Source organism: Halomonas sp. (assembly GCF_052095695.1).
Lineage (GTDB): Bacteria > Pseudomonadota > Gammaproteobacteria > Pseudomonadales > Halomonadaceae > Vreelandella.
In genome coordinates this window covers 12,246-32,544 of sequence record NZ_JBQDLQ010000040.1, presented here as the reverse complement: position 1 = coordinate 32,544, position 20,299 = coordinate 12,246, and the positions used below count along the sequence as shown (strand labels likewise).

Here is a 20,299-nt window from a genome sequence, read left to right as displayed (position 1 = left end):
CGCACCTCATTTGAGCAGGCAACGGTGGCCTTGGCGGTATAGTTTTCGTGGTTGTGCTCGATATCGTCCAGCACATATAGATAGTTGACCATTAAGCCGGCGCCCTGTTGAAACCCCTTGAGGGACGTGTCACCTAACCAGTTGATGCGGTGCAGCTCAGCACCGTTGCCCAGGTGAAAACGCGCGACCGGATTTAGCGGCAGGCCATGGCTGTTTTTCTCATCCATCAGGTAGCGCGCGGCCAGCGGGCGAATCGCGGCTTTAAGCTGCTCTTCATGGGCTTTATCTTGATGCCACGCCGGTGTTTCAAGCGCTGTGAGTGTTTGTCGCAGCGGCTGGGGCAACTGTTCATCGTCACGCTGCGTTTGCAGCCATTGAGCGAAGCCGGGCACCGGAGAAAGCGTCACAAAGTATTTAAGCTGCGGCAGTTCCTGAGACAGCTCCTGAACCACCTGCTTGATTAAAAAGTTGCCAAACGATATTCCGCGTAGCCCCGTTTGGCAGTTGCTGATGCCAAAGAATGCCGCGGTATCGGCGTCATCCGGATCATTGAGTCCTTTTTTATTGCCAGGTCTCTCGCCGGACATCTCTCCAGACATCTCTCCAGATAAGATGGGCTGAATACGGCTCGGCAGACCCTTATGCAGCGCGACTTCGACAAAGATAAGCGGCTCGTCGCCAATCGCCGGATGGAAGAAGGCAAAGCAGCGCCGGTCGCGAGCGTCTAAGCGACGGCGCAGGTCGTTCCAGTCTTGAATTTCATGGACTGCTTCGTAGCGAATAATCTTCTCTAGAATTGAGGCCGGCGTGTTCCAATCAATACGCTTGAGCATCAAAAAGCCGCGGTTAAACCAAGAGCCGAATAGATGGCCAAAATCATCGTCAATCGCGGCGAGTTCAGGCTGTGCGCGTAATAATCCTAGTAAGTCTTCGCGCATTTTAACCAGTTCAAAAGTACCGTCGCTGGCCAGATTCAAACGCCGGAAGAGCTCCTGGCGACGTGGCTCACAGGCCTCGAAAAGCCGTTGCAGTGAGTCATTGTCACGGGCCTCATGGTAGCTTGCATAGGCCGCGTCGATAGGACCTGGCTCGGCTGCGAAGTCAGCTGATAGGCGAGCAAAGAAGCTGCTTTTTTCAGCCACTGAGAGGCGTTGATAGATCGCTAAGGCGCGACTTGCCAAGGCGATGCTGGAGGCTTCCCCATCGCTTTCAAGCAGCGCCTGGCAGGCTTTGACTAGCTGGCGGTGGTCGGGCGTTAGCGTCTCAGGCTGGCGGCGTCGCAACAGAGCATCACGCTGGGTGATGTTGTTGAACAGCTCCTGAAGAAACATCATGTTCATTATTCGCTCCTCAACCCATGATCAAGTTAGGTAGCCACAGGGCGATGCCTGGGAAAAGGCACAGCAGCAAGATACCCAGTACCATGCATAGTGCGTAGGGCAAGCTGCCCATCAGAATGTTGCGCAGCGAGATATCCGGCGCGATGCCTTTAATAATGAATAGGTTAAGGCCCACCGGTGGCGTAATCAGGCCAATCTCCAGGTTGATGGTCAAAATGACGGCAAACCAGTAGGGATCGAAGTTGGCCGCCAAAATGATGGGCAATAAAATTGGCGCGGTCATCACGATCACGGCGACGGGCGGTAGGAAGAAGCCGGCTACCAGCAAGAAAAGATTAATCACCCCCATGAGTACCCAGCGGTTTACTTCCAGGTTCGCAATCGCGGCCGCCACGGTCTGGGTGATAAACATTGAAGACAGCGCGTAGGCAAACACTTCGGCGGTGGCAATAATCAGCATGATCATCACGCTTTCGCGCAGCGAGTCACGCATGATCAGTTTAATCGGACCCAGCTGCCACATGCGATAGATCAGAATAGCCAGCGCCAAACAGAGGAATGCACCGACGCCCGCTGCCTCCGAGGGAGTTGCCACCCCGCCGTAAAGAGCAAATAGGATGCCGGCCACCACACCTAGAAACGGCAGTACGCGTACCAATGCCTTCATGTTGGTATCGACATTCTGCTTGACGGTCTGTTTTAGCCGCTCGGCAGATTCCGCCATTGGGTTGCTATAACCGCCGGCTCTTTTGCAGGCGATCATGGTCCAGATCATAAACAGCCCTGCGAGCATAAAGCCCGGCACCACGCCGGCAATAAACAGCCGCCCGATTGAGGTTTCGGTGGAAATCCCGTAGATGATCATGGTGACCGACGGCGGAATCAAAATCCCCAAAGTGCCGCCTGCGGCAATGCAGCCCGCCGCAACGCCGTCGGGGTAGCCGCGCTTGCGCATTTCAGGAATGCCCATTTTGCCTATCGCCGCACAGGTCGCCGGTGACGAGCCTGAAAGGGCGGCAAAAATCGAACAGGCGCCGATATTTGAAACGGCCAAGCCGCCGGGCAGCCTACCCATCCACAGATCCAGCGAGCGATACAGATCACGCCCCGTGGGCGAGGACGCCACCGCAGCGCCCATCAAAATGAACATGGGAATAGCGACAAAGCCAAACTCCGCAATGCGATCAAAAAAGGTCTCCCCGAAGTAGGTAAGCTCGGAAAGACCGCGATCATAAAGCAGCGCCAGCAGGGATACGCCGCCCAGTGCAAACGCAATAGGGGTGCCGATGGCCATTAGCGAAATCAGCGCGATGGCGACAATAATGCCTAACGTAATGGGATCCATGCTCAGCTCTCCCCACGCAAAATTTCAGCCACATACTGAAGTGAAAGAAGGGTCGCGCCGATGGCCATTGGCAGCAGTGCAGGCCATAGTGGTGGGTTCCATACCGAGCCCGTGGTCCAGTCGCCGTGGATGGCTTCAAGAACATAGACCCAGCTGGCATAGGCGAGCGCGGCGCAGAAACCTAAACCAAATAGCGCGGCGACTAGGCGCATCGCCGTGCGCGCAATGCCGCCCAGGGCGTCGGGCACAATCGTGATCGCGACGTGGCCACCGGTCATTAAAACGTAGGGGCTACCCATTAGCATCGCCCCGGTGACCGAGAAAATGGTGAACTCGGTCTGCCAACTGGTGCTCATTCCCAATACGTAGCGCACAAAGACCATCTGGCAGATAACCAGCACGCCAGCAATAAACATCGCGCTGGCTAAGTAGGCAGAACAGTGAGAAAGCACGTCCATGGCGCGAATGTAGCCGCCAAGAATGCCCCCGCGTGAGGAGGGTTCGTGAGTGGTGGTTGCCATATTTATTCATCCGGCTGAGCAAGTATCATAAGGCGGCCACGCCTAGCGGAGTGGCCGAGCTATTAGGCGTTAACCCGTTGCTTACTCAACGGCTAGAGCCGCATCGATAATGGCCTGGCCATTAGGCACGTTCTCAGCAAAGTTTTTGTAGGAGGTCTCGCGGGCGATATCAAGCCAAGCGTTGTAGTCTTCTTCGCTCATGCTGACGACTTCAACGCCATTTTCTTCGTAGAGGTCGACCATTTCTTGATCAATCGCCGCCGCGGCGTCGGCGAAGAAGTCCTGCGCCGATTTGCCAGCTTCCAGCAGTGCCGTTTGCTGCTCTTCGTTCAGCCCCTGCCACACTTGCTCCGAGATCAAAATCGGCTCGTACATAAACCACAGTGCGAAGTCGCCTGGCTGGGTCAAACATTCAGCCTGTTCATAAAGGCGAAAGGAGATAAATGACATCGAGGACGTGTTGGCAGCCTCCAGCACGCCGGTTTGCATGGCGGTATAAATTTCAGAGGAGGGCATTGAGGCGATGGATGCACCTGCCTCTTCCAGCATCTCTTCAAACGCAGGGCCTGCCGCACGAATGTTCTGCCCGCTAACGCTTTCAGGTGATGTAATGCACTGCTCGCTTGAGGCAAAGCCGCCAGACAACCAGGCATCGGCAAGTACGCGCCCGCCGCCTTCTAAAATGACGTCTTTGATGAGCCGCATATATTCGGAGTCATTCAGGCGCTGGGCATGCGCCTGGTTGCGCACCAGGCCCGGCATCAGCGTGGCAGAAAACTCCGGGTGGCGGCCGCTGGCATAATCAAGCGGTAGCGACGTGATATCCAAGCGGCCTCTCGCCAGCGCTCCCCACTGCTCGCGTGCTTTGAACAGCGATTGGCCAGGGTAAACTTCGATGCTCAGACCGACGTCCGCGGCGGCTACTTCGCGGGCCATGAGTTGAACCATTTCATCGCGCACATCCCCCTGGCCGCCGGGGAATTGGTGCGAGGCGCGTAGTACGGTATCCGCAGAGGCATGAGAAGCTGCAATAGCAAGACCTAGTGCAGCCGCGGTAGGGATCAAATAGCGTTTCATGTGGCATCTCCAGCACTTGTTGTTATGTTTTTGGATAAGCTTTTGTGTGTTCATCAGGCAATCTGATATATATTTCAATAGCGGTTAACTGTGCTAATGTCAACTGTATGGTCTTTTTAAATGCGTGAGATAAGCCACGATTCAGGAGGTAAAACATGGCGGGCATTAAGCGTTCTAACGCACAGCGACTGAGAGATTCTCTCGAAGATGACATTATTAATGGCCGCCGTGTCCCCGGAGAGCGGCTCGATCCTGAGGCCTTGGGACAGGCGTTTCAGGTCTCGCGAACGCCGGTGCGTGAGGCTTTTCAGCAGCTCGTTGCCAGCGGGTTGGTAACGGTGTCACCCAAGAAAGGCACCTTTGTGGCAAAAGTCGGTATCGACCAGTTGATCGAAATGTTTGAAGTCATGGCAGAGCTTGAAGGCATGTGTGGCCGCCTCGCTGCCCGCCGGATCACCGATCAGGAACTGACGGCACTACGTGAAGCGCATCGGCGGTGCGAAGCGGCTGCTTTAGCCGGTGATAGCGACGAGTATTATTATGAGAATGAAGGCTTTCACGACTGCATTTACGCCGCCAGCCACAATACTTTTTTGGCTAGCGAAGCGCGTCAGTTAAAGCAACGCCTAAAGCCCTACCGGCGCCTGCAGCTGCAGGTGCGCCAGCGGGTGCATAGCTCGCTGAGCGAGCATAAAACTATCGTAGAAGCGATTGAGAAAGGTGATCCTTTGGCGGCGCAGCAAGCATTGAGCGACCACGTGTTGATTCAAGGCGAGCGCTTTAGCGACTTCGTTTCTAGCGTGCGGCGTATGGAAGGGTCGCTAGAGCACACCGGATAAGTTTGTCCATATCGGTGGGGTAATCGTCCTTGCCGACATGGGGCTTTGCGCTGACACTTATAGCTATCGCCAACGCTTTGCTTCTTCCTACGCCGATTCCTCAGTGGAGAGTGCCTCATGCCTTTAACGGTCGCTTTGTTATCGCTCTGCCAAGCGCTGTTGGTCACCGGCAATGTATTGTTGATTGCTGTGTCACCGCTGATCGGGGCGTCGTTAGCGCCCAGCGTGTCGTGGTCTACCGCGCCGGTCGCTACCCAGTGGCTGGGGCTGATGTGTGCCACCATTCCCGCTTCGTTAATCATGGCCAGGCTGGGCCGAAAGCGTGGGTTCATGCTGGGCAACATTATTGGGTTGGTGGGGGCGCTGGTCGCCGTGCAGGCGCTGATGAGTCAACGCTTTGAGCTGTTTCTGCTAGCCACCTGGTTGATCGGTATCGGCATTGGCTTTGGCCAGCTGTATCGCTTTGCCGCGGTGGAGGCCGCCCCTGCGCAGATGCGTGATCGGGCGATCGGCTTGGTGATGGGCGGCGGTGTACTCGCAGCGTTTGCCGGGCCATGGCTGGCCAGAGTGAGTCGTGAGCTGGGCGAGGTGCCGTTTCTGGGCAGCTTTGTTGGCTTGGCCGCGCTCTACGCACTGGCGTTAGTGGTATTAATGCTAACAAGGCTGCCGCCTGCCTCGCGCACCCACGGTGAAGGCAGCGCACTACCGCTGGGTAAAATACTCCGCCAGCCTGGGTTTATTGTAGCGGTGAGTGCAGCGATGGTCGGGTACGGCGTGATGAACCTGGCCATGACTGCTACCCCGCTTGCCATGGCAGGGGCTGGACACCACTTTAACCACGTTTCCATGACCATTCAGTGGCATGTGGTGGCGATGTTTTTACCCTCGTTCTTTACCGGGCATTTAGCCACACGCTTTGGCGCCAAGCGGGTCATCGTGGCTGGTTGCCTGCTGCTGGTCGCAAGCGCCCTGGTCGCCCAATTGGGTATTGGTTTAGCCGGTTTCAACGTGGCGCTGATTCTGCTGGGCCTGGGCTGGAATTTTACTTTCCTACCCGCCACCGGGCTGCTCACCGAAAGTTATCGCCCTGAGGACAAAGCTCGCACTCAGGCTGCCAACGAGTTTTTAGTGTTTGGCACCGCGGCCATCACTGCATTGCTCGCCGGACCCTTGGTCAGCGGCTTGGGATGGGCGACGCTGAACCTGTTGTTAATCCCGATCGCGCTGGTGCCTTTAGCCGTGCTTATTTGGCAGCGGCGCGTCCATCCAATAGGGCCTTAAAAATCCCCCGCCGCGCACTGTAGGCAGGTGAGGCCGAGTGCGCGCCACTGGGCGACCACGGCATCGCGATCATCCAGCACCAGCCAAGGCTCAAAGCCGTCGCTACGCATACGCTCCAGAAGCGCCTCTTTCACTATTTCATCATCCACATGATCATCGCCCTCAGGGCGCAAATACATGGCATCAAAGGGAATGGTGTGGCGCTCTAACCAGCATTGGGTATGCGCCCGGTGGCTATCCGGGCGCCCGCTACAAATCACGATCTTTTGGCCTTGGGCCTTCAGGATTTTGACCAGCCTAGCCACCGCTTCGATTACCGGCGCTTCGGCCATATGGGCAAAGAAGGGCTCCCACTGTTTTTGACTGCCCAGCACCCAGTCGCTGACCTGGTGAGGGTGAAACTCGGCTAAGGTGCCGTCGACATCGACAATGACTGCGGACATGCAAAACTCCCTAAACAGAAAAAGTAGCTAAATGAGAATCAACAGGGAAACGCTGAGCAGTGCAGAGCCGGTCACTGAGCAGACTGCGCCAGGCAGTTAATTCGTTATCGCAAAGTGGGGTAAATAGCGGCACTACCTGAGTAGCGCCCAACTGCTCGGCGAGCGCCACCAGGTGCGACGCACGCAGGTGAACATTCCAGCGCTGCCAGCTTATCTCGCCCGCCGCTAGCTGGACGCGGCGATCAGGGGTTAGGTAACCGGTATGGAGCAGATGGTGATCGGGCCATTGTGCCGGGGTATCGTTGCGGTCACTTATTAATCGGAGTAGGGCATTTTCATCATTTGCTCGTGCCAACACACTGGCAATAGCGGTCTCGCTCCCAGGGCGGTGCAGTGTGGCAGGCAGTGCCAATAGCGCAGCCAGCTTGTCACGAATCAGCGGGTCGATGGCGAGCGTTAACTGCCGCTGATCCGCCTCTTCCGCCAGCCATAGTGCCATTTCCAGGGCGCGACCGGTCTCTGGCACTGGCAACGCCAGCGGCTGATAAAGGTGCTTACTAATGCCCTGCACGCAATGTGCTTGGGGCTGGTCGTAGCTGCCGTAGGAGGCATCGAGTAGCGCAATACGCGCCGGTGGAGGCGTATCAAAAGGCAACAGTTGCGACTCAAAACAGGCATCGCCGCTATAGAAAATGCCGCCTCCCACCGCTAAATGCAGCCACACGCCGCCTAGCGAGTGCCCCGCCTGGCCGGTGGTGACGGTGATGCCTTCCACCTCAAGCGAGCCGCGCTCGGGCAGGGGGCGCCAGGCGCGGTTGGCAGGCAGTGCCTCGGCCACCAGCGGTGTGCAGTAAAGTGGTATGTCTTCCGCTAGTTCGGCCACGCCGCCGATATGATCTATGTGGTCGTGACTAATCAGCACGGCGTCTACATCTAGCTTGTTGGCCCACGTGATGGTGTCATTCGGGTGGAGCGCGCCACCTGCATCTAGCAGCAGGCGTTTGCCGTCCGTCTCGACCACAATAGCGGCCGGCCCTTTGTCGCCTAAGCCGCTTAGAATGTCGATGTTGACGCTCATTGATCAAGCTCCAGGCACCAGCCTTGAAGAAGGTTAACGGCAACCTGACTACCCAATTCAGGTGCGCTATGGTGATAAGCGAGCAGCGTTTCACCGCTGGGCAGGCGCAGGCTGAGCTCAAAGCGCTCGCCACGAAAAATGATGCTTTCAACCTGAGCGGGTAGCTGGTCTGCCATCGCAGTAGAGAGGCTGATCTGAATATGCTCGGGGCGTACTAATACCGTTTGAGTGCGCTCCGATGCAATGGCGCTCAAGCCGCGCATTAGTACAGTGCTTTCTAAGCGTTTGCCAGGGCTTCCGGCGGCGACTTTTAACTGACTCCCTTGGCCGATAAACCCCGCTACCCACGGCGTGCGGGGCTCCTTGTAAAGCATTTCTGGCGCGCCCCATTGCACCAGTTTCCCGGCTTTCATGACGGCGATCTTGTCGGCCAGCGCCATCGCTTCGGTTTGATCATGAGTGACGTAAACCAGGGTGGCGCCGGTGCGCTGATGAAAGTCGCGAAAGCTGTGTTCCATGGTGGCGCGCAGGTGGCGGTCAAGGTTGGCCAGTGGCTCATCCAGCAGCACTGCCGACGGGTCGCTGACCAGGCAGCGTGCCAGCGCCACTCGCTGGCGCTGGCCGCCGCTGAGAGCCTGGGGCATGCGCTCGGCGTAGGCTTCAAGCTCTACCAAGGCGAGTGCTTGCTGAACCTTTTGCTGATACGCCGCCCCGCGCAGGCCGCGCAGTTTGACCGGATAGCCCACGTTGTCGGCAACGCTCATATGCGGCCACAGCGCATAAGATTGAAACACCATTGCCATATCGCGCTGTTCTGGCGGCATATGGATATCTGGGCCTGCCAACGTGCGATCACCTAGTTGAATAGTGCCGTCGTTAACCGCCTCAAAGCCCGCCAGCATACGCAGCATGGTGGTTTTTCCGCAGCCGCTGGGGCCGAGCAGCGCCACAAACTCACCAGGGGCCACCGAGAGGGACAGTTCATCGACGGCGGTGTGTTCGCCGAAGCGTTTGGTGACACGCTCAATGGTTAGCCCGGTCATAATATTAGTTCTGCCATATTAGCTCTGCCATGGGATTACTCCTTTAGGTAGTCGTGGCGCCAGCAAACTAAGTGCCAGCATTAATGAAGCAACCATGATCACCACCAGGACTGAAACGGCGGAGGCCAGAACGCTTTCGCCACCTTCATCAAGATTGAAAATCAGCACGCCGAGGGTTTCGTTACCGGCGCTCCAAAGCAGCGCTGACACGGTGAGTTCGTTGACGGCTAATAAGAACACCAGCAGCCCGCCGGCAAACACGGCGGGTGCCACCAGCGGTAACACGATGCCGCCTAGCCGCCGCCAGGGGCCCGCGCCGGCTAGCTGTGCGGCTTCTTCAAGCGAGGGGTCAAGCTGCGCTAAGCTGGCGGCCACGGGCTTGACGCAAACCACCAAAAAGCGCGCCAGATAGGCGATAAAAATAAGCCCCAGCGTGCCGTAGAGCGCCACATTAATAATCGGCAGTGGGCGTACAAACAGCAGGATGCAGGCAATCGCCAGCACCACGCCGGGAAGGGCGTAGGGAATTTCAATCGCGCTGAGCACCACGCCACGCAAGCGCTCAGGCAAGCGCTGTAATCGATACGCCAGTGGCAAGCTAAGCAGCATCAGCACCACGGCGGCGCTGCCCGCCAGCCATAGGCTATTGTTGACTGCCCGCCACGTTGCGCCCTGACGACCAATCACGTCGGCATAAGCGTGCAACGTGAGCGTTTCAGCGTTAAGCGGCACGCCCATGGCCGGCACCAGCGAACTGGCGATAAGGGCGAGTAGCGGTGCGACTAAAATAACCACTAAGATGCCGACCAGCGTTGCCGTTACCAACGTGCGCCAGCGGCCAAGCGTGAAATCATGCGAGCGGCCGCTATGACCGCCTAATCCAAAGCGGCTGCGACTCATCAGGCGCTGCTGAAGTGCCACGCCGGTCAGCGCGAGTAAGCCAATCAGCAGCGAAAGAGCGGCCATTTCAGCCAGGACTCCAGTGCCGAAACTGGCCATACGCTGATAGATCAGCGTGGGCAGTACAAAATACCCGGCAGGAATGCCCAGCATGGCGGGAATGCCGAAGTTACCTAGGCTCGAAATAAACGCCATTGAGCCCCCGGCCACTAAGCCGCTGCGGGTAACGGGCAGGATAATATGGCCCCACACCTGGGTTTGCTTGGCGCCGCTAATGCGCGCGGCTTCAATAAGCTCGCGGGGCAGTGACAGTAGGCTGGTGCGCAGGGCCAGAAATACCAACGGAGCGCTTTGAATCCCTAGCAGTAAGGCAATGCCTTCCGCTGAATAGAGCGGTTGAGGGCTGCCTAGCGGCGGTGCCATGCCAAGGCTCTTTAATAGCGGGCTGGCCGGGCCAAAAAGCTGTAACCAGCTAAGCGCAGTGACCTGAGGTGGGATCATCATGGGCAGCATGAAGCAGAATACCAGCCACGATTTACCACGCACGTTGGTGAGCGTGATGGCAAACGCAAACAGGCTGCCCAGCACCAGCGCAATCAGCATGCCCAGCCCTGAGGTATACAGGCTGTGCCAGAGGGCGCGCCAGGTGCTGGCGCTGTTGAGTACTTGCCACAGCGGTGACTGCCGGCCTTGAGCAAGGTCGCTCAAGGCCTCTATCAGCAGGCGCACGCTGGGCACTAGGCTGAGCAGCACAATGGCGATTAACAGGCTGGAAAGCAGCCAGCGATGCTGGCTGCTATAGGTCAGGGCAGGCGTCATGATTACCCGCCGAATAAATCGCTAAAGCGCTGTTTTAAGGCAGCTTCTTGTTCCAGGGTCTGCTCAATATCCACCGGCATCAGCGTAATGCTGTCGCGGGCAGGGAAGCCTTCGGGGGGCGTTACATCGTTGCGCGCAGGCAGATAGCCTTGCTGGCTCACCAGCGCTTGGCCCTGTTCGGAGAGCACGAAATCCACGAACTTCTGTGCGGCATCCACATTCTTGGCGTCCTGCATAATCGCCACTGGCTCAGTCACCGCGCTGACGCCCTCTTCAGGGAACACAAACGCGACCGGCGAGCCTTTAGCCGCTTCACGAATGGGTAAGAAGTCGACCACGATACCGTAGGGCTTAGTGCCTGCGGCCACGGCGTTAAATACGCCACCATTGCCGCCCTGGGCATCGGTACGATTGGCGTGCAGCGCGTCGTAGTAGTCAACCCCAAGTACCGGATTGGCGCTAATGGCCGCCATATGGATTAACGCTGCGCCCGAGTAAAGCGGGCTGGGCATGGTGACGAGCCCCTCATAGTCGGGGCCCAGCAGGTCTTGCCAGCTTTGCGGCTGGTGCTCAGCGCCGGTGTTATACACAATCCCAGTGGTGATCAGCTTGGTGCCGTAGTAGTAGCCCTCCGGGTCGTATAGCTCGGCGTCATGTGCCTGACGCTCATCGTTTAAGTAAGGCTGCAAAAGGCCTTCTTGTTTGAGCGACTCCATGGTCATGCTGTCGGCAATCAGCAGTACATCTGGATTGCTCACCCCCGCTGAAAGCTCCGAACGCAGCCGCGTCATCAGCCGCGTGGTGCCATCGCGTACCCACTCCACTTCAATATCGGGATAGGCCGCTTGAAAAGCATCCACCGTTTGTTGGGCATCGCTGTTGGGCTGGCTGGTGTAGAGGGCTAGCGTGTTATCTGCGGCTGCTGGGGTCGAAACAAACAAACTGACCACGACGGCTGCCGTAGATAAAGAAAGCGTTAAGGGACGCTTCAGCATGAGGGTTCTCCGTTGAGTGAACCCTTACATTAAGGCCATCTGCTTACAAGAAAATGACACTATGCTTTCATGTGACTCTTTTCCTCTTTCGTGACTGCTATGCTGGAAAATTGTGATCATAGATACGAGGAATGCGGCTATGGCAGGCGGATGGTCTAAAGACGGTGCCGAACAGGAGCAGATTGAAAGCACCTTGAACGATGCAATACAGCGTGCACGCTGCCAACTACCCCACGGTGCCAGCCTGGAGGTTTGCGAAGAATGTGGCGATCCCATTCCTGACGCGCGCCGACAGGCAATGCCGGGTGTTAGGCTATGTGTCGCTTGCCAAGGGGAGTTTGATAAAAAGCAGTCAACCGCTAGTGGCTATAACCGGCGAGGTAGTAAAGATAGTCAGTTGCGTTAATATTGTCGTTAGTCAGCAGGAGGTCAACGCCTTGATCACTAGGCGGTAGGCTTACTACGTCGAGACGTTTTGTAAATACGCTATATTCGAGTACTGTTTTTAGGCATGAGTCAGTGTAAAAAATTGTGAGGATTGATTTTTTGGAACTTGATCAAGATTATCGCGCCCTTAGCGTCGAAACACTTTCAACAAGACTCGGCAGTATTGACGCGGTAGCCAGCCGAGTTGGCGGTGACCCCGCTAGCTGGGAAATTCGAGAGGTGGGCGACGGCAACTTGAACCTAGTGTTTATCGTGGCGGGGGCTACGGGCAGTGTCGTGGTAAAGCAGGCACTGCCCTATGTGCGCATGGTAGGTGAGAGCTGGCCGCTACCGACGTATCGCGCTCACTTTGAATATTACGCGCTGGTGCGTCAGGCCAAGCGCGCACCTGGTATTGCGCCAGAGGTTTACTACTTCGATAAGCCTCAGGCGCTGTTTGTAATGGAGTACCTCCACCCGCACACGATTCTGCGCCGCAAGCTAATTGCTGGTGAGCGAGTGGCGCAGCTTGGCGAAACTATCGGCCAATTCTGCGCGCGCACGGCGTTCCGTGGCTCAGAGCTTTCGCTCAGCAGCCCTGAGAAAAAGCAGGATGTTGGGCTGTTTTCTGGCAACGTGGAGATTCCCGCGATTACCGAATCGCTGGTGTTTACCGACCCCTATTACGCCGCTGAAATGAATCACCACACGCCGGAGCTTTCTCCGGTGGTGGATGAGCTGCGCCGCAACGCTCGCCTAAAAGCCAAGGTGCAGCGGCTGTTGATGAAGTTCACCGCCAACACCGAGACCATGCTTCACGGTGATTTGCACTCGGGCTCGATTATGGCGACTGATACCGACGTGCGCGTGATCGACCCTGAGTTCTCCCAGTACGGGCCGATGGCATTTGATCTGGGGATGGCCGTGGCCAACTTCCTAATGGCGTACTTCAGCCAGCCTGCCCACCGCCAGGATGACGAGCTGGCCGCTTACCAGGCATGGATTCTCGACGTGATTGAAGCGTGCTTCACAAGCTTTGATGCCGAGTTCCGCCACTTATGGCAAACCGAGCGCACCGGTATTTTGTTCCCGAAAGCGCTGTTTGAGGAACAGGGCAACAGCGCAGACGACGCCTGCGATGCGTTGCTGGATGAAATTCGACTGGACGCGCTGGCTTACTGCGGTATTGAAATGCACCGCCGGGTACTTTCACTTGCCCACAACGCTGATTTCGAAGAGATTGAAGACCCCGCTCTTCGCGCCAAGTTTGAAGCACGCAACGTGTTGATGGGGCAAGCCCTGATTATGGAGCCGGAGGCTTACGGCGACCTTTCTGCGCTAATGGAATTAGCTAAGGCGTACAGCCAACGAGAAGTGTTGTAACAACGTATTAGGAGATGTCAGCTTTAGCCGTTCGCGCGCTAAAGCTGCCTTCCTCGATTTACAACTTACAACTTACAACTTACAACTCATTGCTCACTATTAACGACTCACCACTTAAAGCTGATCAATCCGGTCAAACTTTCCAGCGATGTCGCTTTCGGTCCAGTGGGGCACCCAGCCTTCCACGTTATCGAAGAAGCGCAGCGCGGTGAATTCAGGGGCAGGGCCCATATCGAACCAGTGGGGCGTATTGGCGGGTACGCTGATTAGGTCGTTGCGGGTGCAAAGCACCTGATACACCTTGTCTTCAATATGCAGGCAGAACAGCCCCTGACCTTTGACGAAGAAACGCACTTCGTCTTCGTGATGACGGTGCTCATTTAGAAACTTCTGGCGCATGGCATCCTTTTCAGGATGCGTCGGCACCATGTGCAGCACATCAACCGTCTGGTAGCCGCCCTGGGCTTTTAGACGCTCGATGTCATTTTGGTAAAGCGCCAGTATGTCGTCCTGGGTAGCATCGCTTGCAATTTCGCCCGGCGTTGCCCAGCGCTCAAACAGCACGTTCACACGATTTAGCTCGGCCTTGATTTGCTCGCCGTCGCAGGTATCCACTAACGCATCGTTAGGATTCTGATCGGCAAATACTTTGAGTTGCGACATCAAAAGCGCTCCTTTAAAAGTGACGGGCCTAAAGGCTACAGAGTAATTTCGTCGAAGCTTGCGGCGCAAGCGTGCTGCTTACCAGCCTGCGTGCCTTCCCGCACTAGCTGCAATGTTTGCATGCCCGCCTGCTTGGCGGCGTCCAGCTCTTCCACCACATCGGATAGAAACAGGATTTCATCGGCGCAGAGCTGTAGCTTGCTGACAATATGCTGATACGCCGGGGCTTCGCGCTTGTGGCCAATATGGGTGTCGAAATAGCCGCTAAACAGCGGTGTCAAATCGCCCTCTGTGCTGTAACCAAACAGCAGCTTTTGCGCCTGCACGGAGCCTGACGAGTAGACATAAAGCTGCTTCCCGGCTTCTGCCCACTGACGAAGGTGCGGGGCAACATCGCTATAAAGATGCCCTTTGAAAGCACCGCGCTGATAGCCATCGGCCCATATCATGCCCTGTAGTGCTTTGAGCGGGGTGACTTTTTGATCGGTCTCGATCCAGTAAAGCAGCGTTTCGATCACTTTATCCAGTGAGGCATCCGGTGCCTTGAGCTCATCGCGTACGGCGGCTATCTGCTCAGCTACATCAGGCTGGGTTGAATGGCTGTGAACGAATTCGGGCAACTGCTCATGAGCGTAAGGAAACAACACTTTATGCACAAAGCTAATATCCGTGGTGGTGCCTTCAATATCGGTGACCACGGCGCGAATGCTTGGGGTATTCATATCTACGCTATCAAGACCTGGATGTTTGTTCATTTAGACCACCGGCTCTCTTCAAGGGTACAGGCAAGTAAAAACTCAATGGCTTCCAGATGGCGACGACACTCGGCAATGGTGCTGCCCACGGCATAAATACCGTGGCCCACTACCAGAAAGCCCCAGGGCATCGGCCAGCCAGCACGCACGTGATCGGCCAGCTCGTTCATATCCTGAGAATTGGGCACAACCGGCAGGTGAATAGTAGTAGCGTGGGTCTGGTTGCCCTGAAGCGCCTTTTGCATTTCAAAGCCGCTTAGCTCAATACCCTCTGGAAAGCGACGCGACAGAACGGTGCTGGCAACCGTATGGGTGTGCAGCACGCAGCCAATCATTGGGTCCAAGCGGTAAAGCGCAGCGTGAAGATCGCTTTCCGCACTCGGCTTACCATCACCTTCAAGCACGCCACCGTCCAGGTTGCAAAGCAGTAGGTCGTTGGCCGTCACGCAGGTTTTATCAACGCCGGAGGCCGTCACCAGATAGCCTTTGTCGGTACGTGAAGAAAAGTTGCCGCCGGTAGCTGGCGCCCAGCCACGCTGGGCCGCCCAGGAAATCGCTGCTAACAGTTCGTCTTGTATGCTCATCGTAGAATCAGCGCCGCATCGCTTCTAAAGGCCTTCATTCTATATGATATGCTCCGCGGCTGATAAGCCATGTGCCGCACCCGTTTTTTATCACTCGTTCTTCCTCATCCGTTCTTGTAATCAGTACTCAAGGAGCCCCTGATGCCTCATCTTCAATCACGCAGTTTGCGGGTGTATGCCGACTCGCTTGAGTATCTGGATCAAACACGCCTGCCCCAGGCCGAAACGTGGGTGCGCTGTGCAAGCCCGGACGATTGGCAGGTAGCGGTGAAAAGCCTGGCGATTCGCGGCGCGCCGTTAATCGGCCTGAGTGCAGCCTTTGTGCTGGCGCAGTATGCCGCGCAACATCCCGGGCAGGAGAGCGAGTGGCAGTGGGTAAGTGATCGCTTACGTGCTACTCGGCCCACGGCGGTTAATCTGATGTACTGCCTGGACGCCATGGAGGCCTGCTTTGCCCAAGGGCCGGGTGTGCTTTCTGAGCGCGCTGCCTCGCTGTTTAAAGAAGACCGCGAGCTGTGTTTACGCATGGCCGAACGCGGTGCGGATTTGTTGGCAGAGGGCGAGCGAGTGCTGACTCACTGCAATACCGGCGCCCTGGCGACGGCGGGTGTCGGTACGGCCATTGGCGCGCTGGCGGTGGCTAAAAAGCGTGGGGTAGCGCTGCATGTGTACGTGAATGAAACCCGTCCGCTGCTTCAGGGTGGCCGGCTAACCGCCTGGGAAATGGCTGACCTGGATATTCCGTACCAGCTGATTGCGGACAGCATGGCCGCAAGCCTAATGGCTGCCGGTAAAGTGGATAAAGTGATGGTGGGTGCCGACCGCATCTGCGCTAACGGCGACTTTGCCAATAAAGTGGGCACTTACATGCTGGCAGTAGTCGCCAACTACCATAAGGTACCGTTCTACGTAGTGGCGCCCTACACCACGGTAGACAAGGCCTGCGCCACCGGCGCTGACATTCCGATTGAACAGCGCGACGCCGCCGAAATACGTGGCGCCTCCGGTGCTTTTGGGGATGTTGTGTGGGCGCCGGAAAATGCGCCGGTGTGGAATCCTTCTTTTGATGTGACGCCAGCGTCTTTAGTAACCGGCTGGGTGCTGGATACCGGCGTGTTTGACGCCGCCGCCATCGCTCGCGGTGAGCACTGCCGGTAATGGTCTCAGCTAGGCATCGCCGTTAGTTAGAATCACCGCCAGAAAGCCTTCTCCGTAATCTTCAAGCTTGCGAGCGCCAACGCCGGAAATAGCGCCGAGTGCCTGTAAATTTTGCGGCTTCTGCTCGGTCATTTCGGCAAGCGTGGCGTCGTGGAAGATAACGTAGGCAGGCACGCCTTGAGCCTCGGCAAGCGCCTTTCGATGCTGGCGCAGGGCTTCCCACAATGGGCCGTGGCCCTGCGTTGCCGAAGCACCTTTACTGCCGCGCCGTACGGCTTTGGCCTTGCTCGGCTTGCGCAGCGTCAGCGGCTGCTCGCCGCGCAGCACCGGCTTGGCGTTTGCCGTTAAGCGAATCCCGCCATGACCCTCCATATCGACGCTGAGAAAACCGCTCGCAATCAACTGGCGAAACAGCGCCTTCCATTCGTTGGCTGAAAGGTCGCCGCCGATGCCAAAGGTGCTGATCTTATCGTGACCAAAACGAATGATGCGCTCGTTGCTTTTACCCAGCAGTACGTCCACTAGATAGGTGACGCCGAAGCGCTGCTCGGTGCGGTAGACACACGACAGCGCTTTTTGCGCCGCCACGGTGGCGTTCCAGGTCTCGGGTGGGATCAGACAGTTGTCGCAGTTGCCACAGGGCTCGTCTAGCGAGTCACCAAAGTAATGCAACAGCGCCTGACGACGGCAGCTGATGATCTCGCAAAGCCCCAGCATGGCATCCAGCTTTTGCTGCTCGATGCGTTTTTGATGGTCATGAGCGCTGGAGTCCTGCTGCATCTGACGCAGCGTGATCACATCCTGAAGCCCATAGGACATCCAGGCATCGGCGGGCAGACCATCGCGCCCGGCGCGGCCGGTTTCCTGGTAGTAGGCTTCAATGCTTTTGGGCAGATTGAGGTGCGCCACAAAGCGTACGTCAGGTTTGTCGATGCCCATGCCAAAGGCGATAGTAGCGACCACAATGACGCCGTCTTCACGCAGAAAACGGGTCTGGTGGTGCTGGCGCTGCTCGGGGGGAAGCCCCGCGTGGTAGGGCAGTGCGGTTAGCCCCTGGCGCTCAAGCCAAGCAGCGGTGTCGTCCACCTTGCGCCGAGAGAGACAGTAAACGATGCCGGCTTCGCCGCTATGGTTCTCGCGGATAAAGCGCAGCAACTGCTCACGGGTGTTGCCCTGATTTTCAGCAATGTGATAGCGGATGTTGGGCCGATCGAAGCCGCTGTTGTAAAGCGCCGCCTCCCCAAGCTGAAGATGTTCGATGATATCGCCACGGGTGGGCACATCAGCGGTGGCGGTCAGCGCAATGCGCGGCACATTGGGAAAGCGCTGATGAAGTTGAGAAAGCTGGCGGTACTCCGGGCGAAAATCGTGGCCCCACTGGGAGACGCAGTGCGCTTCATCGATGGCAAACAGCGCAATGTGCGCCTGCTCCAGAAGCGCCTGCATGCGCGCCGTGGCGAGCCGCTCTGGGGCGACGTATAAAAGATCAAGCTCGCCCGCTCTGAGGCGATTTTCCACTTCGACTGCCTCGTGATAGTCCAAGCTGGAATTCAGGTAGGCCGCCCGGACGCCATTCTGAACGAGTGCCGCCACCTGATCCTGCATTAGCGCAATCAGCGGCGACACCACGACCGCGGTGCCTTCGCGCAACAGCGCAGGGATCTGATAGCACAGTGATTTGCCACCGCCGGTGGGCATCAGAACCAGCGCATCGCCACCGGCAACGACATGATCAATAATCGCCTGCTGCGGGCCGCGAAAGCTGTCGTAGCCAAAGACGTCCTGCAGCACCTTGAGGGCCGCCGGGTTGGGTTCGCCGTGCATCCTCGCTCTCCTTATTGCCGAGCGGGGATTGTCGCACGAAAGCTCCTGGCGCGTTTGCCTAGCGAATCCCGGCGCGTAGGAACGACTGCACAAACTGGCGCTGAAAGAGCAGAAAGGCGATCAATAGCGGCGCAATGCTTAGCAGCGTGGCTGCACTCACGGTGGCCCAGTTAACGCCGGTTTCCGGCGCGGAAAAAATCCCTAAGCCCACCGTTAGCGGTCGACTTTCCACCGAGTTGGTGACTACCAAGGGCCAGATAAAGTTGTTCCAGTGGTGGCTGATCGATACCAGCCCGTAAGCAAGGTAGGTGGGTTTGGCTAGCGGAACGTACACCTTCCACAAAATTTCCAGCCAATGGCAGCCTTCGATACGGGCGGCGTCTTCCAGCTCGCGAGGAATCGTTTTAAAGGTCTGGCGGAGCAGAAAAATACCTAAAGCGCTGGCCACGTAGGGCAAGCCAATACCCGTGATGGTATTGATCAGCCCCAGTTCACTGGCGATGCGATAGTTCTCAACGATCAGCACTTCGGGAAATACAAACAGCTGTATCAGCACTAGCATAAACAGCACGTTCTTACCGGGAATCGGAAAACGCGCAAAGGCGAACGCCGCCAGGGTACAAACTACAAACTGGCCAATGACGACCCCCGTCACCAGTGCGAAGGTATTTAAGTAGTAGCGAGCAAAGGGCGCCTGAGACCAAGCATTAACAAAGTTGTCCAGCGTAAGCGGGGCGAAGAGCTCAAAGCGCACCATAAATTCGCTGGGATGAAACGCCGCCCAAAAGGCATACAGCAGTGGAAATACCCAAATAATTGCCAGCAGCCATGCGGCTATCGTTTCCAACGATGGTACTGAGAAGTGTCGAGCATGGGGCGAGTAGATGGTTGCACTCATTGGTAGTGCGTCCTGCGGTCAAGAATCGTGAACTTCAGCGTCGCCACCACGCCAAGTACCAGCAAAATAACGACGGTAATCGTTGCAGCCGTAGTGCGGTCGAAGAAAGAGAAGGCGTTCTCGTAGACGTAATACAGCAGCAGATTGGTGGCATTATTGGGCCCGCCTTTGGTCAAAATAAACAGATGATCGACCACCCGAACGGCGTTAATCAGCGCGTTAATCAGTACAAATAATGTTGTGGGCATCAGTAGCGGGAAAGTAACTCGCCAGAAAAAGCTCCAGCGGCGAGTTCCTTCAAGGTCTGATGCCTCTTTCAGCTCTGGCGGCATGCCCTGCAGTGCCGCCAGGTAGAAAATCATAAAAAAGCCAGCTTCTTTCCACACCGACATGACAATCACCGACCCGAGTGCCACGTTGGGATCGCCTAGCCAGTTAACGCCAGAAAAACCCAGCGCGCCTAAAAGCTTATTGAATAGGCCAATTTGCGGGGCGTAGAAGAACATCCAGATATTGGCAGCGGCAATCATCGGCAGGATGGTGGGTGTAAAATATGCCATTCGCACAAAGCCGCGACCACGCAACTTTCCATTGACGAATAGCGCCATTGCTAATGCCAGCGCGATCGACGTGGGAATCGTACCCACCGCGTAAACTAAGTTGTTGCGGGCTACCTTCCAAAAGGTTGGGTCGTTGAACAGCACCTGATAGTTCTCAATGCCCACAAACTCAGTGGGTGCGCCGCGAAAGCCAGGCAAGAATAGGCTATTGATGACGGTCGTCACCGTTGGCGGGTAGGCAAAAGCGGTCAGCAGTATCGCGGCAGGCAATAGCAGTAGCGCGCCGTAAAGCTGCATTTTGCGGTGAGCGGTCAAGGTCATAGATGAGTACCGCACGTTAGAAAAAGCCGGGGTGTGTGCCCCGGCA

General features: G+C 56.8%; 20 protein-coding genes. 5 read left to right on the top strand and 15 right to left on the bottom strand.

Annotated elements, in window-relative coordinates:
* The 4 genes from ACTH5D_RS09890 to dctP form a co-directional block, all read right to left on the bottom strand.
* Positions 1 to 1,340, bottom strand: a 1,340-nt coding sequence (locus tag ACTH5D_RS09890; RefSeq protein WP_441670723.1) for a malonyl-CoA decarboxylase, incomplete at its 3' end; no start/stop codon positions are given.
* A 10-nt stretch (positions 1,341 to 1,350) separates the two neighbouring features.
* Positions 1,351 to 2,685 (bottom strand): TRAP transporter large permease, encoded by a 1,335-nt coding sequence (locus tag ACTH5D_RS09885; protein ID WP_441670721.1) that lies wholly within the window; start codon positions 2,683 to 2,685, stop codon positions 1,351 to 1,353.
* A gap of 2 nt (positions 2,686 to 2,687) precedes the next feature.
* The gene (locus ACTH5D_RS09880) at positions 2,688 to 3,206 is read right to left on the bottom strand and encodes a TRAP transporter small permease subunit (protein ID WP_441670719.1); all 519 of its coding nucleotides are present in this window, start codon (positions 3,204 to 3,206) and stop codon (positions 2,688 to 2,690) included.
* An 81-nt stretch (positions 3,207 to 3,287) separates the two neighbouring features.
* Positions 3,288 to 4,283: a TRAP transporter substrate-binding protein DctP gene (dctP, locus tag ACTH5D_RS09875; RefSeq protein WP_441670717.1), complete on the bottom strand. Its 996-nt coding sequence runs from the start codon at positions 4,281 to 4,283 to the stop codon at positions 3,288 to 3,290.
* Positions 4,284 to 4,438: 155 nt separating this feature from the next.
* Between dctP and ACTH5D_RS09870 the strand changes: the two genes are divergently transcribed.
* A complete protein-coding gene (locus ACTH5D_RS09870; protein ID WP_441670715.1) occupies positions 4,439 to 5,122 on the top strand; it encodes a GntR family transcriptional regulator in 684 nt (227 codons plus the stop codon).
* A gap of 117 nt (positions 5,123 to 5,239) precedes the next feature.
* On the top strand, positions 5,240 to 6,403 hold the full coding sequence (locus ACTH5D_RS09865) for an MFS transporter (RefSeq protein ID WP_441670713.1): 1,164 nt from the start codon (positions 5,240 to 5,242) through the stop codon (positions 6,401 to 6,403).
* Here the strand turns inward: ACTH5D_RS09865 and ACTH5D_RS09860 are convergent.
* From ACTH5D_RS09860 to ACTH5D_RS09840, 5 genes are read right to left on the bottom strand one after another with little or no spacing between them, the layout of a single operon-like run.
* Positions 6,400 to 6,846, bottom strand: a complete 447-nt coding sequence (locus ACTH5D_RS09860; RefSeq protein ID WP_441670711.1) for a phosphatase domain-containing protein — start codon at positions 6,844 to 6,846, stop codon at positions 6,400 to 6,402. The two genes, ACTH5D_RS09865 and ACTH5D_RS09860, sit on opposite strands and share 4 nt — an antisense overlap.
* Positions 6,847 to 6,856: 10 nt before the next feature.
* Positions 6,857 to 7,924 (bottom strand): MBL fold metallo-hydrolase, encoded by a 1,068-nt coding sequence (locus ACTH5D_RS09855; protein ID WP_441670709.1) that lies wholly within the window; start codon positions 7,922 to 7,924, stop codon positions 6,857 to 6,859.
* Positions 7,921 to 8,967 (bottom strand): ABC transporter ATP-binding protein, encoded by a 1,047-nt coding sequence (locus ACTH5D_RS09850; protein ID WP_441670707.1) that lies wholly within the window; start codon positions 8,965 to 8,967, stop codon positions 7,921 to 7,923. Before ACTH5D_RS09850 ends, ACTH5D_RS09855 begins: the two co-directional genes overlap by 4 nt.
* An 18-nt stretch (positions 8,968 to 8,985) precedes the next feature.
* On the bottom strand, positions 8,986 to 10,686 hold the full coding sequence (locus ACTH5D_RS09845) for an ABC transporter permease (protein ID WP_441670705.1): 1,701 nt from the start codon (positions 10,684 to 10,686) through the stop codon (positions 8,986 to 8,988).
* Between the two features lie 2 nt (positions 10,687 to 10,688).
* Positions 10,689 to 11,681 (bottom strand): ABC transporter substrate-binding protein, encoded by a 993-nt coding sequence (locus tag ACTH5D_RS09840; protein WP_441670703.1) that lies wholly within the window; start codon positions 11,679 to 11,681, stop codon positions 10,689 to 10,691.
* A gap of 139 nt (positions 11,682 to 11,820) precedes the next feature.
* Here ACTH5D_RS09840 and ACTH5D_RS09835 point away from each other — a divergent pair, with 139 nt between their 5' ends.
* Positions 11,821 to 12,087 carry a DksA/TraR family C4-type zinc finger protein gene (locus ACTH5D_RS09835; RefSeq protein ID WP_441670701.1) on the top strand — a complete coding sequence of 89 codons (267 nt, stop codon included), beginning with the start codon at positions 11,821 to 11,823 and terminating at the stop codon, positions 12,085 to 12,087.
* Between the two features lie 140 nt (positions 12,088 to 12,227).
* Positions 12,228 to 13,490, top strand: coding sequence for an S-methyl-5-thioribose kinase (mtnK, locus tag ACTH5D_RS09830; protein WP_441670699.1), 1,263 nt, complete (start codon positions 12,228 to 12,230; stop codon positions 13,488 to 13,490).
* Between the two features lie 114 nt (positions 13,491 to 13,604).
* On the opposite strand, the gene ACTH5D_RS09825 is transcribed toward mtnK, so the two are convergent.
* The 3 genes from ACTH5D_RS09825 to mtnB are packed head-to-tail and all read right to left on the bottom strand — an operon-like array spanning position 13,605 to position 15,492.
* Positions 13,605 to 14,153: a 1,2-dihydroxy-3-keto-5-methylthiopentene dioxygenase gene (locus tag ACTH5D_RS09825; RefSeq protein WP_441670697.1), complete on the bottom strand. Its 549-nt coding sequence runs from the start codon at positions 14,151 to 14,153 to the stop codon at positions 13,605 to 13,607.
* 35 nt (positions 14,154 to 14,188) lie between these two features.
* On the bottom strand, positions 14,189 to 14,908 hold the full coding sequence (mtnC, locus tag ACTH5D_RS09820) for an acireductone synthase (protein WP_441670695.1): 720 nt from the start codon (positions 14,906 to 14,908) through the stop codon (positions 14,189 to 14,191).
* A complete protein-coding gene (mtnB, locus tag ACTH5D_RS09815; protein WP_441670693.1) occupies positions 14,905 to 15,492 on the bottom strand; it encodes a methylthioribulose 1-phosphate dehydratase in 588 nt (195 codons plus the stop codon). The genes mtnC and mtnB overlap by 4 nt, the downstream gene beginning before the upstream one ends.
* A gap of 141 nt (positions 15,493 to 15,633) precedes the next feature.
* Here mtnB and mtnA point away from each other — a divergent pair, with 141 nt between their 5' ends.
* Positions 15,634 to 16,650, top strand: coding sequence for an S-methyl-5-thioribose-1-phosphate isomerase (gene mtnA / locus ACTH5D_RS09810; RefSeq protein WP_441670691.1), 1,017 nt, complete (start codon positions 15,634 to 15,636; stop codon positions 16,648 to 16,650).
* 9 nt (positions 16,651 to 16,659) lie between these two features.
* Here the strand turns inward: mtnA and recQ are convergent, their stop codons facing one another.
* Genes recQ through ACTH5D_RS09795 form a run of 3 tightly spaced genes read right to left on the bottom strand, consistent with a single transcriptional unit; the run spans position 16,660 to position 20,253 of the window.
* Complete coding sequence (recQ, locus tag ACTH5D_RS09805; protein WP_441670689.1) at positions 16,660 to 18,474, bottom strand: DNA helicase RecQ; 1,815 nt, start codon at positions 18,472 to 18,474, stop codon at positions 16,660 to 16,662.
* A gap of 58 nt (positions 18,475 to 18,532) precedes the next feature.
* Entirely contained in the window at positions 18,533 to 19,372 is an 840-nt protein-coding gene (locus ACTH5D_RS09800) for a carbohydrate ABC transporter permease (protein WP_441670687.1), read from the bottom strand.
* Positions 19,369 to 20,253 carry a carbohydrate ABC transporter permease gene (locus ACTH5D_RS09795; RefSeq protein WP_441670685.1) on the bottom strand — a complete coding sequence of 295 codons (885 nt, stop codon included), beginning with the start codon at positions 20,251 to 20,253 and terminating at the stop codon, positions 19,369 to 19,371. The genes ACTH5D_RS09800 and ACTH5D_RS09795 overlap by 4 nt, the downstream gene beginning before the upstream one ends.
* Positions 20,254 to 20,299 lie beyond the last annotated feature (46 nt).

Coding starts and splice junctions, on each gene's coding strand:
- ACTH5D_RS09885 (WP_441670721.1), bottom strand. CDS start 2,685: ATGGATCCCATTACGTTAGGCATTATTGTCGCCATCGCGCTGATTTCG.
- ACTH5D_RS09880 (WP_441670719.1), bottom strand. CDS start 3,206: ATGGCAACCACCACTCACGAACCCTCCTCACGCGGGGGCATTCTTGGC.
- dctP (WP_441670717.1), bottom strand. CDS start 4,283: ATGAAACGCTATTTGATCCCTACCGCGGCTGCACTAGGTCTTGCTATT.
- ACTH5D_RS09870 (WP_441670715.1), top strand. CDS start 4,439: ATGGCGGGCATTAAGCGTTCTAACGCACAGCGACTGAGAGATTCTCTC.
- ACTH5D_RS09865 (WP_441670713.1), top strand. CDS start 5,240: ATGCCTTTAACGGTCGCTTTGTTATCGCTCTGCCAAGCGCTGTTGGTC.
- ACTH5D_RS09860 (WP_441670711.1), bottom strand. CDS start 6,846: ATGTCCGCAGTCATTGTCGATGTCGACGGCACCTTAGCCGAGTTTCAC.
- ACTH5D_RS09855 (WP_441670709.1), bottom strand. CDS start 7,924: ATGAGCGTCAACATCGACATTCTAAGCGGCTTAGGCGACAAAGGGCCG.
- ACTH5D_RS09850 (WP_441670707.1), bottom strand. CDS start 8,967: ATGACCGGGCTAACCATTGAGCGTGTCACCAAACGCTTCGGCGAACAC.
- ACTH5D_RS09845 (WP_441670705.1), bottom strand. CDS start 10,686: ATGACGCCTGCCCTGACCTATAGCAGCCAGCATCGCTGGCTGCTTTCC.
- ACTH5D_RS09840 (WP_441670703.1), bottom strand. CDS start 11,681: ATGCTGAAGCGTCCCTTAACGCTTTCTTTATCTACGGCAGCCGTCGTG.
- ACTH5D_RS09835 (WP_441670701.1), top strand. CDS start 11,821: ATGGCAGGCGGATGGTCTAAAGACGGTGCCGAACAGGAGCAGATTGAA.
- ACTH5D_RS09825 (WP_441670697.1), bottom strand. CDS start 14,153: ATGTCGCAACTCAAAGTATTTGCCGATCAGAATCCTAACGATGCGTTA.
- mtnC (WP_441670695.1), bottom strand. CDS start 14,908: ATGAACAAACATCCAGGTCTTGATAGCGTAGATATGAATACCCCAAGC.
- mtnB (WP_441670693.1), bottom strand. CDS start 15,492: ATGAGCATACAAGACGAACTGTTAGCAGCGATTTCCTGGGCGGCCCAG.
- mtnA (WP_441670691.1), top strand. CDS start 15,634: ATGCCTCATCTTCAATCACGCAGTTTGCGGGTGTATGCCGACTCGCTT.
- recQ (WP_441670689.1), bottom strand. CDS start 18,474: ATGCACGGCGAACCCAACCCGGCGGCCCTCAAGGTGCTGCAGGACGTC.
- ACTH5D_RS09800 (WP_441670687.1), bottom strand. CDS start 19,372: ATGAGTGCAACCATCTACTCGCCCCATGCTCGACACTTCTCAGTACCA.
- ACTH5D_RS09795 (WP_441670685.1), bottom strand. CDS start 20,253: ATGACCTTGACCGCTCACCGCAAAATGCAGCTTTACGGCGCGCTACTG.